Source organism: Aquabacterium sp. (genome assembly GCF_004297345.1).
Taxonomy (GTDB): Bacteria; Pseudomonadota; Gammaproteobacteria; order Burkholderiales; family Burkholderiaceae_C; genus Aquabacterium.
Genome location: NZ_SCTN01000269.1, coordinates 1 through 12575, shown reverse-complemented (window position 1 = coordinate 12575; position 12575 = coordinate 1). Strand labels below are relative to the sequence as shown.

Below are 12575 nucleotides of genomic sequence, written 5' to 3'. Positions count from 1 at the left end.
TCGGTGGATCGCCAGAACGGCGAGCTCGAAGGTGAGTTGCTGGACTTCAATGACGACTCTCTGGGCACCATGGCCATGACGTGCCAGCCGGCCAAGATGGAAGACATGCCTGAGCCCAAATTCTGATCATCTTCTGATCAGCGCAATCACCATGAAAAAAGCCTCCTTGTTCAGGAGGCTTTTTCTTTGGCATCAAGCCAATTTCATCGCTCAGCCGAAGTGGCAGATGTAGTGGTAAGGCTCGCCTTCCACCTTGATCTCGAACGAGGAATTACCAGGCACGTTGTAGCTTTCGCCCGGGCCGTAGCTCTTCCATTCGGTCTCGCCCTTGAGCTTGATGCTGCAACGGCCAGCCACGGTCTCCATGATCTCGGGTGCGCCCGTGTTGAAGGTCAAGGCAGCAGGCAGGATCACGCCAACGGACTTGCGAACGCCGTCAGCCAGGGTCACGGTGTGCGAGACGCACTTGCCGTCAAAGTACACATTGGCTTGTGTGGCAACGGTGCCAGCCAGAGTGGTGGTGGTCATCTTGGTGTCTCCAGAAAATGGATAAGGCCGATGCCCTGAGGCACCGACCCTTCAATCAGATTTACTTGGCAGCCTTCTTGGCGACGGCCTTCTTGGCTGCGGGCTTGGCAGCAGGCTTCGCGGCAGTCTTCTTGGCAGCCGTTTTGCCGGCGGCCTTGCGAGCAGGCTTGGCCGAAGCAGCGCGAGCAGCCTTCACATTGGCACCAATGCGCAGACGCAGGGCGTTGAGCTTGATGAAGCCGGCTGCGTCAGCCTGGTTGTAGGCGCCGCCATCGTCGTCGAAGGTCGAGATCTTGGCATCGAACAGGCTGTCGGTCTTGGACTCGCGGCCCACGACCAGGATGGTGCCCTTGTACAGCTTGAGCTTGACGGTACCGTTGACGGTTTCCTGGCTCTTGTCGATCAGGCCTTGCAGCAGTTCGCGCTCGGGGCTGAACCAGTAGCCGTTGTAGATCATGCGGGCGTAACGCGGCATCAGGTCATCCTTCAGCGCCAGGACTTCGCGGTCCAGGGTGATGGATTCGATGGCACGGTGGCCGCTCAGCAGGATGGTGCCGCCAGGGGTTTCGTAGCAGCCGCGGCTCTTCATGCCGACGTAGCGGTTCTCGACCTTGTCCAGGCGGCCGATGCCATGCTTGCCGCCGATTTCGTTCAGCTTGGTCAGCACGGTGGCGGGCGACATCTTCACGCCGTCGATGGCGACCACGTCACCCTTGGCGTAGGTCAGCTCGATCACTTGGGCCTTGCCTGGTGCCTTCTCGGGCGAATTGGTCAGGCGCCACATATTGGCTTCTGGCTCGAAGTTCGGATCTTCCAGCACGCCGCCTTCGTAGCTGATGTGCAGCAAGTTGGCGTCCATCGAGTAAGGGGCGCCGCCCTTGCGCTTCTTGAAGTCCACGGGGATGCCGTGCTTGTCGGCGTAAGCCAGCAGCTTTTCGCGGCTCAGCAGATCCCATTCGCGCCACGGTGCGATCACCTTGACACCAGGCAGCAGTGCGTAAGCGCCCAGTTCGAAACGAACCTGGTCATTGCCCTTGCCGGTAGCGCCGTGCGAAATGGCGTCGCCCTTGGTCTTCTTGGCGATCTCGATCAGGCGCTTGGCGATCAGGGGGCGAGCGATGGATGTGCCCAGCAGGTATTCGCCTTCGTACAGCGCGTTGGCGCGGAACATGGGGAACACGAAGTCGCGCACGAATTCTTCGCGCAGGTCTTCGATGAAGATGTTCTCGGGCTTGATGCCCATCTTCAGGGCCTTGGCGCGTGCGGGTTCGATCTCTTCGCCCTGGCCGATGTCAGCCGTGAAGGTGACCACTTCGCAGTTGTACTCGTCCTGCAGCCACTTCAGGATGATGGAGGTGTCCAGACCGCCGGAGTAGGCCAGGACAACTTTCTTGACTTTCTGAGCGCCGGCAGCAGATGCCTTGGTGGCGGCCACGGGAGCGGCAGCTGGTGCAGTGGCGTTGGCTGCGGCCTTGGAAACCTTGGCCGGCTTGGCGGCGCGGGCTGGCTTGGCTGTTTTGGACATGGTCGAATCGGTTGATAGAGACGAAACCGCGTATTTTACGCCTTGCCGCCCCTCAGTATCCAGACCGGCCGCATCAACGCGCTATCCCGCAGCTTTCGCAGGCCTTTACGCGAACTTCACACGGGGCAGGTCAGCAGGCGAACAGGCTGATCCGTTGAGATCAGCACGGGCCCAGCAGCCCGGATCAGGAGACTCACATGCGCAAGCCATCCGCCCTTCCCCGCCACGCCAACGCCCTCGCGCTCACCGCGCTGGCCTTGTCCACGGCCGCGTGCGCCGGCCCTCGTGTGGGCGACGTCGTGGGGGCGCCCTCCACCACGACGATGACGGTGCAGGCCAAGGTCGTGTCGGCCACACCGGTGATCGGTCAGGTGGCCGTGCCCCGCCAGGTCTGCTATGACGAACTGCGCCAGAACCCGCCGCGCTCCTCCGGCGCCGGTGCCGTCATGGGTGCCATTGCCGGCGGCGTGATTGGCAACTCGGTGGGTAAAGGCGCAGGCAAGGCACTGGCCACCGGCCTGGGCATCTTTGGCGGCGCGATTGCAGGAGATCACATCGAGAACGACGGCCGCCAGGGCACGACCAGCTCGGTACGCCGCTGCGATCAACAAGCCGAGTACGAAAACCGCGTCATGGCCTACAACGTGGTGTACGAGTTCGCGGGCCAGCGTTTCAACACGCAGATGGGGCAAGAACCAGGTGCCACCATCCCGGTTCAGGTGAGCCTGACCCCGGCTGTGGCACCCGCCCCCGTGATGGCACCAGCGGTGTATGCGCCCACGCCAGAACCTGTGTACGAAGAGCCCTATGAACCCGGTTGGCGGCGCCATCGCCGCTGGGACTGAACTGGTCGCCCTCAAGCAGCCAGTTCGCAACGATCCCGGCCTGCAGCCTTGGCTGCGTAGAGCGCCTCGTCCGCGCGCTGCAGTGTGCGAGCGATGGGCTCGCCCGGCAGGTGTTCAGCCACACCGGCTGAAAACGTGACCTTCAGGCTCGAGTCGACCAACGTCATATCGTGGGAAGCCATGGCATCACGCAAACGCCCCATGGCCATCACACCATTGGCGCCGGGATCGGCACCCACCAACAGCACCAGGAACTCTTCGCCACCCCAGCGGCACAGCACATCGCTGTCGCGCAGATGATTGCGCGCCGCCTGAGCAAAGCCGACCAGCACTTCGTCACCCACGCCATGTCCATAGGTGTCGTTGATGGCCTTGAAATGATCCAGGTCAATCAGCGCCACGCTGAAAGACTTGCCTGATCGTTGATGCCGTACACATTCGCGGTCCAGCAGGATCTGCATGTATTGGCGATTGAACAAGTCCGTCAAGGTATCGCGCACCATGACCTGACTCACGCGTTCAGTGGCCTGGATCAACTCGCGCTTTTCCGCCCTGACCTTGAGGCGAATGGCGCTCAGACGGGTGGACTGCAGGGTCAGGATCCACAGGACCAGGCAAGTCATGGCCACTTCGAGCCCTTCCCGACGAGGCATGAAACCAACGACATCACTCAAGGCGCGCACGACCCACACACCCAGCATCATGGCCAGGTAATAGCGCCCCACCCATACGGCCTGAAGGGGCTTCAAGCTGGTGAAGCCGAAGACCAGGCTCAGACAGATCATCTGCAGCGTACTGGGGCTGGTCGTAGGCATCATGCCGTATCCAATGATGACGCCTGTGCCGCCCCACAAGACCTGAGGCATCACAAACGAAGGATCCTTCCAGTTGACCGTCACGCCAGATCGCAGCAAGACAAAGGGCACCACGATGGCCAGGATGTTATGCAGCACGAAGCCCATACCCTGCACACGGGTCAACAGCCCGGATGGCATCACGTAGAACATGAAGCCCGCGATGGACGTCAGGTAAACGCACAGGCTGAGCACACACATGGCCATGGCGGGCCGCAGCTTCTGGTTTGAGCCGCACAACAGGTTAAGCAGACGATGACGCCAGCCGTGCGCGGGCTCATGCTTGTCGAGCGCGCTGACTTTCTCGTCGAGATCATCCATGACGAGATCCGTCCAGGTGGCGCCATCCGAGGCCGGTGCGCAGGATGCAGCGGCTACGGACGGGCCACGTTCCAGACGGCGAGACATGCCGGCTATGCCATCAACACCCACAAGGGCAAGATCCACCCCGCCATGAACCGACACCCTGTCACGGCCTTCCGCCTTGGCCTGGTACAAGGCACGATCGGCCAACTCCAGGCTGTGGTCGAGTTGATCCTGCCGCTGATGCTGGCAAACGCCCGCAGAGAACGTTACCCGCAAGCCTGGCGCATATTGCGACCACTCGTGCTCACGACAGGCCTGACGCAAACGGTTCAGATCCGCCAGTGCTTGCGCCGCATCAGTTTCCGACTGCAAGAGCAGGAATTCTTCCCCACCCCAGCGGCCCAACATGTCGGCGCTGTCAGGCAACACGTCCCGCGCGATGCGCGCAAATGTCTTGAGGACGATATCGCCCGTGGCATGCCCGTGCTCGTCATTGACGTGCTTGAAGAAGTCGAGATCCAACAAGGCCAGCGTAAAGGGGCGACCATTGCGACGGCTGCGCCGGGTTTCGTCCTCCAGCAAGGTCAGCATATGGCGCCGGTTATAGAGCCCGGTCAATCCATCCCGGATGGAGAACTCATGCAAACGCGCCAAGGTCTCGGCCATTTGCTGCTTCTGGCGAGCGTGCCTTGATCTGGCCGCCCGCGCCTGCCCTGACACGGCGTAGAGCACTGGCAAGACCACAGCCAATATCAACAAGGTGAATAGCTCGTGCACCCAGTTCATCGGCTCGGGATGCCAGTAATAGCGCGAGACGGTTGCCAGCATCGGCAACACCAGGCACATCACCATGGCCAGTCGCACCTGCCGACGAGGCAGCCGCCAAAGGTCAAACACGACGATCACGCTCAACCACAACAAGGCAGTGCTGCGCAGATCGTCCAACATGGCATAGCCAATCGCCACCAACGCGATGCTGAATGAGGACTGCGTGAACGCCAGCATGGGATCCTGCGAACGCACGGCCCAACCCATGCGCAAGGTCAGGTAAATCAGACCAAGCGACAACACCGTGCCCACGCTGATGAGCATGGCGACACCGGACTTGACCGAACCCACATAGACACCCACGCACAACAAGACCAGAACGGCGACGTACGCGGGCCAGGCCAGCCAGAAGCGCTTGAGACCCCGGCGGCGCAATTCCTCCACGTCCCTGTCAGCCAGTTCTGGCTGACAGGTCGATGTCAGAGAGGAAGCGGACAAGGTCATGCGGCGGCCAAACGGTGGAGCATTCGGCTTTTTCGTCAGGTGAACGGCCTGACTTGAGCGATCGCGCCAGAAATTTCCCCAAAAATTCCAAGGGCATTGGCTTTGGATAACCGTGACATCGTCACGCTTTTCAAGGCATTAAACGCCCACCGGAACCTGCAAGATGTCTATACACCCCCAAGATGGCTTTGGGGTCTGTGCGCTGATCGGGTCTGGTATGAGCAATGTCGCGTCGGTCGAGGCGAGAAGCCGTATTGGTACGGCTGGAGGGCTGCATGTTTAGCAAGGCCCGGTCGCTGCTCGCCCGCCTCAACACGCCCAAGGCGCCTCGCCCGGACGAAGCGCGTTTTGACGGTCAGATGGAAGAGCTGGAACCACGCATTCTGTTCAGCGCGGATGCGGCTGGCGTGCTGGCCATTGATCCCACAGCCACACCGGCAGCGGACCTGAGCGGCGCCATTCAGCAAGTGATACCGCCTGCTGCGCCAATGCCAACGCAAGCGCAAACCCAAACTACCCAGGAGAGCCAGACCAGCGCCACAACCGCCCCAGCCGAACTGGTGTTTGTCGATGCGAGTGTGCCGGAAGCACAGGCGCTGATGCAGCAGATCGTGGCGCAGCAAGATGGCTCGCACACGCTGGAGATCCACTGGCTGAGCGCTGACCAGGATGGTGTCACCCAAATCACCGAGGTCTTGCAGGGCCGCCATGATGTATCTGCCCTGCACATCATCAGCCACGGCTCGGACGGCAACGTGCAACTGGGTAGCACATGGCTCAACCAAGCCACGCTGCCCAGCCACCTGCAAGCACTGAGCAATTGGCAAAGCGCCCTGACAGAGGATGCCGACATCCTGATCTATGGCTGCGACGTGGCACAAACGGCCGTCGGGCAGCATTTCATCCAGGACCTGTCGCTCCTGACTGGTGCCGACGTAGCAGCCAGCGAGGACAAAACCGGTGCAGCGACACTGGGCGGCAATTGGTCGCTGGAGTACCAGACTGGCACGATCCAGTCCCTCCTCTTTCAGCCCAGCGCCACCTTTCCGCAGTGGGATCATGTGCTAACCACGCTCACGCTGCGCGATGGCCTCAATGGCTACACCGGTACGAGCGACACCTATCTGGCCTTGCTGGCTCCCACCACGGACTACAGCACAAGCACCACGCTGAGTGCCGGTCGCGCCACGACACAAGATCCTTTCCAAACCCTGCTCAAGTTCGACAACCTGACTGGATCAGGCGCCAACCAGGTACCTCTGGGTTCCGTGGTTACCAGTGTCACCCTGACGCTGAACATGACAGCGTCACCCACATTCACAAACCCCACGTTCAGCCTGTACCAGATGCTGAGCGCCTGGACCGACACGTCAACCTACAACTCGATGGGCAGCGGCGTAGACGGTGCAGAGTACGTGTCAACAGCTGACTTCAGCTTCGCGGACAACGGGACTGGTTCGTACTCCTTCACGTTCTCCACCGCCGGTCATGCCATGATCAATACGGTGCAATCCTGGATCAATGGCACCAGCAGCAACCAGGGCTGGTACCTGTTCTGCAATGACAACTCGTCCAAAGCCAGCTTCTCTTCATCGGAAGACGCCACGGCCGCCAACCGTCCTACCCTGGCCATCACATACACCGCGCCTTCACCGCCTTCGCTGGACCTGGACGCCAACAACAGTTCAGGCGCCAGTGGCAGCAACTACTCAGCCGCCTTCGTCGAACAGACCCCCATCAAGATTGCGGACACAGATGCCACGGTGACGGGTGGTGTCAACGCCTTCAGCAGCAACTTGTCGGGCATGACGGTGACACTCACCAACCCGCTCGATGGCGCAGCAGAGTCGCTCTCCGCCACCACCACCGGCACCAACATCACAGCAGCGTACAACAGCGGAACCGGCGTATTGAGCCTGTCTGGCAGTGATACAGCGGCGAACTACCAGACGGTGCTGCGCAGCATCCTTTACAACAACACCTCGGACAATCCCAACACGACCAACCGATCCATCACGGTCGTGGCAACCGATCCCTACGGCGGCAACAGCGCCACAGCGACCACAACACTTACCGTCACGCGCGTCAACGATGCGCCCGTGATCACCAGCGATGGCGGCGGCGCCACGGCCTCCATCAGCGTGGCAGAAACGTTGACTTCGGTCACCACAGTGACATCCACCGATGCGGAAGGTACGGCCCGCACCTACTCGATCGTGGCGGGTGGTGATGGCGCCAAGTTCAGCATCAACAGCAGCACAGGCGTGCTGACCTTTGCTGCCGCGCCCGATTACGAAGCACCGACAGACAGCAATGCCGACAACGTCTATGTGGTGACGGTTCAGGCCAGTGACGGCAGCCTGACTGACACGCAGACCATCAGCGTGACCGTGACCGATGTGTCGTCTGCATTGGTGGTGACCACCACAGCAGACACCAACGACACTTCGCTGAGCAGCTTCACCGCCGAGCAACTCAACGCCATCAGCGGCGGCACCGACGGCAAGGTCTCCTTGCGAGAGGCCATCATTGCAGCCAACAACACGGCTGGCACGGACACCATTTCCTTTGCCATCACCGGGGCCACAGGCAGCTATGGCGAGTACACGATCACAGCCACCAGTGCCTTGCCGACTATCACGCAGGCCGTCAACATCAACGCCTCGACGCAAAGCGGCTATGTGGCTGGCGGCGTGCACACCGTGGTGCTGGACGGCAACGACGCCGCTGCCTTCGGGCTGGACCTTAACAATACGGCCGATGGCAGCACCATCCGTGGCCTGTTGATCCGCAACTTCACGGCCTACGGCATCTACGTGGAGCCGGGCTCGGACAACAACACCATCGTGGGCAACTTCATCGGCAGCTTCAATGCCGATGGCAGCAACAAGGGCGTGGGTTTTGGCAATGCTACGGCGGGCATCGTCACCTATGGCGCCAACACGGTGATCGGTGGCACCACAGCGGCAGACCGCAATGTGATCTCCGGCAACTCAGGTGGCTACAACATTTACATGGCCACCGGCGCCGATGGCACGGTCGTCAAAGGCAACTACATCGGTCTGAACGCCGCAGGCACATCGGTCTTCAGCACCACCAACCCGAACTACGGGATCATGATCGAGACCTCGTCCACCAACGTGACGATTGGTGGCACAGCGACGGGCTCTGGCAATGTGATCTCCGGACATGTGCGCGAGGGCATCTGGGTGACCACCACGGGCACGGTCACGATCCAGGGCAACTACATCGGCACAGACGTGACCGGCACGGTAGACCTGGGCAACACGCGTTACGGCATCTACCTGGATGACGCGGGAACGGCCACGATCGGCGGCACGACAACCGGCGCAGGCAACCTGATCTCGGGCAATGACCTGGGCGGCATCTATGCGGCCAACAGTGGTGTCACTGTGCTGGGCAACATCATCGGTCTGAATGCCACGGGCACGGCCAAGCTGGCCAACACAGGCTCTGGCATCGAGCTGCGCACGGGCGGTATCTCGACCATCGGCGGCAACGGCAGCAGCTACCGCAACATCATCTCGGGCAACACGTCTTACGGCATCGATGTAGAAACCAGCTACGCCCATGTCATCAAGGGCAACTACATCGGTGTTGGCGCAGACGGCGTCACGCTGCTGGGCAACACCCTGGCTGGCATCTACATCAACGCCACGGGCACCATCGTGGGCGGCAAGACATCGGGTGATGGCAACATCATCGCGGGCAATGGCGGCGCAGGCATTGCGATTGTGGGCGGCACAGGCAACCTGTTTTACCGCAACTCGATCTACAGCAACACAGGTATTGGCATCGACCAAGGCAATGATGGCGTCACAGCCAATGACTACAACGATGGCGACGGTGGGGCCAACTACCTGAACAACTACCCGGTCATCACATCGGTCGTGACCAACGGTAGCACGACCACGATCACCGGTTCGATCGACTGGTACCAGGGCCCAGATACGATCTACATCGAACTCTTCGCCAGCCCCACCAAGGATGCCACGGGCTACGGGCAAGGCAAGACCTACCTGGGCGCGGCTCAGGTTACCACGGTAGCGGGTACAGGTGATGCGACCTTCTCGCTGACTGTCACAGGCGTGAGCGTGGGGGACTGGGTCAGTGCCGTGGCCAACATCGAAACATCCTACATCGGCGCTTCGGAATTTTCCAAAGCGGTGCAGGCCGTGGCCCCCGCCAATGCGCCGCGTGGCCGCGTGATCTGGAACAACAACGACCGCTTTTATCAAAGCTATGCAGACTGGAGTGCCGCAGGCTTCGGCGGCATCGGCACGGATGGTCTGAATCTCAACGACGACATCTCGATGATCACGGCGGCCGAATCGCCAACACGCAACGAGATCCTGTTCATCGGATCGGCAGACGCTTCAGGCAGGATTCTGGCGGGCATCTGGAATGGCAGCGCCTGGTCGTCCGTGCTGTCCATCCCCATTGCCAGCCCCAGCGCAACGGCCTCCATGTACGACAGCTTTGCCCTGGCCTACGATCAGATCAGCGGCGATGCGATGGTGGTCTGGGATAACGGCAACACCGGCACAACGGGCCTGTCTTACGCAACGTGGAACGGCACGAGCTGGTCCGCCATCAACACCATCACCGCCCCCATCAGCGGCGAGCCGGTGCACATGAAGCTGGCAGCCAACCCGATTGGCCATGACATGGTGCTGGGCGTCGAGACCACGGCGGGTAGCAGCAACCAGTACGCCATCGTGTGGAATGGCAGCAGCTGGGGCAATGCGCAGACGTTGGGCTCCAACAGCAACAAGCAGTACTTCGAGTTGAACGTGGCGTACGAGCAGCACAGCGGCCACGCCATGGTTATCTACGACAACTCAGCGTCGGACTCATCAAGCGTGCAGTACCGTATGTGGAACGGCAGCAGTTGGGGCAGCGAAGGCACGGTCACGGCACCTGCGGGCGTCACGGCAGGCTCTGATCTCTACAACACGGCCATCGCGTCAGATCCTGGCAGCAACCGCATTGCGATTGCCGCCAAGGACGCCGCCAACGAAACCTGGCTGGCTGTGTGGGACGGCAGCAGTTGGGGCTCCACCCAGTTGGCGACCACCTCTGGTCTGGACATCCCCGATCACCACGCCACCATGGCTGTGGCGTTTGAAAGCCAGTCGGGCGACCTGCTGGCCGTGTATGGCAAATCCGCAGGGCCCAACGTTTACTACCGCACCTGGACAAGCGGCGGCGGCTGGTCAGCCGAAGGCACTGGCCCCAGTATTGGCGGCACGGACATACCCTACATCATCAAGCTGTACTCGGACCCGTACTCCAACACCATCATGCTGGGCGTGCAGGACAACGCCTATGACCTGAACTTCGTGGCCTGGGACGGCAGCGCCTGGGGCACGGTCACCGAACTGGACAACAACACCATCTTCTACTACCGCGAGAACTTCACCTACGTGTGGTTCCAGAACGCGCCGGTGATCGCGAACCTGTCGGGCGATACGCTGGCCTTCACGGAAGACCAGTCCGCCCAGATCATCGACCAGGGCACCAGCGCCACCATAGCGATGGGCGACCAGACGCTCTACAACGGCGGCAACCTCACGGTGTCGTTCACGGCGGGCAGCACAGCAGCGGAGGATGTGCTGGCCATCCGCAATCAAGGCACGGGATCAGGTCAGATCGGAATCAGCGGCAGCAACGTGACGTATGCGGGCACCACCATCGGCACCTATGCCGGCGGCACGAGTGGCGCCAACCTGGTGATCACGCTCAACAGCAATGCCACTGACGCCGCAGTTACGGCGCTGCTAAAGAACATCACCTACCAGAACACCAATACTTCGACCCCATCAACCAGTACGCGCACCGTGCGCTTCGTGGCGACCAACGCGCTGGGCCAGACCAGCGCCAACAATGACGTGTCAGTCACGGTCACCTCGGTCAACGATGCGCCAGTCAACACGGTACCGGCCGCACAGAGCGTCAACGAAGACACCACGCTGGTGTTCTCATCGGGCAACAGCAACCTGATCTCGATTGCCGACGTGGATGCCGGCAGCAGCAATGTGCAGGTCACGCTCACTGTCACCAACGGTACGCTGACGCTATCGGGCATCACTGGCCTGAGCTTCACTGTGGGTGATGGCACGTCCGATGCCACCATGACCTTCACAGGTACTGTCAGCGCCATCAACACCGCCCTGGCCGGCATGGGCTACAGCCCGACTGCCAACTACAACGGCGCAGCCTCGCTCACCATCCTGACCTCCGACCTGGGCAACACCGGCAGCGGCGGCACCCTCACCGACAGCGACACGGTCGCCATCACCGTCAACGCCGTCAACGATGCACCGGTCAACAACGTGCCCACCGCACAGACCACCAACGAAGACACCAACCTGACCTTCTCGTCGGGCAACGGCAACCTGATCTCGGTCTCGGATGTGGATGCGGCCAGCGGCAACATGCAGGTCACGCTAACCGTCACCAACGGCACGCTGACACTCTCCGGCCTCACGGGACTGAGTTTCACCAGCGGGGATGGCTCGGCCGATGCCACCATGACCTTCACCGGCACGGCCAGCGCCATCAATACTGCCCTGGCAGGCCTGACTTACGCGCCAACCGCCAACTACAACGGCAGCGACACGCTGACCATCCTCACCTCTGATCTGGGCAACACCGGCAGCGGCGGCACCAAGACCGACACCGATACCGTGGCCATCACCGTGACGGCCGTCAACGATGCGCCGGTCAACACCGTGCCGGCTGCGCAAAGCGTCAATGAAGACAGCAGTCTCACTTTCTCGTCGGGCAACAGCAACCTGATCTCGATCGCCGATGTGGACGCAGGCAGCGGCAGCATGCAGGTCACCATCAGCGTCAGCCATGGTGCACTGACCTTGTCTGGCATCACGGGCTTGAGCTTCACCAGTGGTGACGGCACGGCCGATGCCACCATGACCTTCAGCGGCACGGCCAGCGCCATCAACACCGCCCTGGCCGGCCTGGTCTACAGCCCCACAGCCAACTACAACGGCAGCGACACGCTGACCATCCTCACCTCCGACCAGGGCAATGCCGGCAGCGGTGGCGCCAAGACCGACACCGACACGGTCGCCATCACGGTCAATGCCGTCAACGATGCACCGGTCAACACGGTACCGGCCGCACAGAGCGTCAACGAAGACACCACGCTGGTGTTCTCATCGGGCAACAGCAACCTGATCTCGATTGCCGACGTGGATGCCG

The 12575-nt window shown here is 61.4% G+C and carries 5 protein-coding genes; 2 read left to right on the top strand and 3 right to left on the bottom strand.

Going from position 1 to position 12575, the window contains the following annotated elements:
* Positions 1-210 precede the first annotated feature (210 nt).
* Positions 211-528, bottom strand: a complete 318-nt coding sequence (locus tag EPO09_RS09480) for a pyrimidine/purine nucleoside phosphorylase (RefSeq protein ID WP_035039303.1) — start codon at positions 526-528, stop codon at positions 211-213.
* 61 nt (positions 529-589) lie between these two features.
* On the bottom strand, positions 590-2053 hold the full coding sequence (locus EPO09_RS09475; RefSeq protein WP_290642482.1) for an argininosuccinate synthase: 1464 nt from the start codon (positions 2051-2053) through the stop codon (positions 590-592).
* A 197-nt stretch (positions 2054-2250) separates the two neighbouring features.
* On the opposite strand from EPO09_RS09475, the gene EPO09_RS09470 reads away from it, so the two are divergent.
* On the top strand, positions 2251-2898 hold the full coding sequence (locus EPO09_RS09470) for a hypothetical protein (RefSeq protein WP_290642480.1): 648 nt from the start codon (positions 2251-2253) through the stop codon (positions 2896-2898).
* Positions 2899-2909: 11 nt separating this feature from the next.
* On the opposite strand, the gene EPO09_RS09465 is transcribed toward EPO09_RS09470, so the two are convergent.
* Positions 2910-5330, bottom strand: a complete 2421-nt coding sequence (locus EPO09_RS09465; RefSeq protein ID WP_290642479.1) for a GGDEF domain-containing protein — start codon at positions 5328-5330, stop codon at positions 2910-2912.
* A gap of 275 nt (positions 5331-5605) precedes the next feature.
* Here EPO09_RS09465 and EPO09_RS09460 point away from each other — a divergent pair.
* Positions 5606-12575, top strand: a 6970-nt coding sequence (locus EPO09_RS09460) for a DUF4347 domain-containing protein (RefSeq protein WP_290642478.1), incomplete at its 3' end; no start/stop codon positions are given.

Coding starts and splice junctions, on each gene's coding strand:
- EPO09_RS09480 (WP_035039303.1), bottom strand. CDS start 528: ATGACCACCACCACTCTGGCTGGCACCGTTGCCACACAAGCCAATGTG.
- EPO09_RS09470 (WP_290642480.1), top strand. CDS start 2,251: ATGCGCAAGCCATCCGCCCTTCCCCGCCACGCCAACGCCCTCGCGCTC.
- EPO09_RS09465 (WP_290642479.1), bottom strand. CDS start 5,330: ATGACCTTGTCCGCTTCCTCTCTGACATCGACCTGTCAGCCAGAACTG.
- EPO09_RS09475 (WP_290642482.1), bottom strand. CDS start 2,053: ATGTCCAAAACAGCCAAGCCAGCCCGCGCCGCCAAGCCGGCCAAGGTT.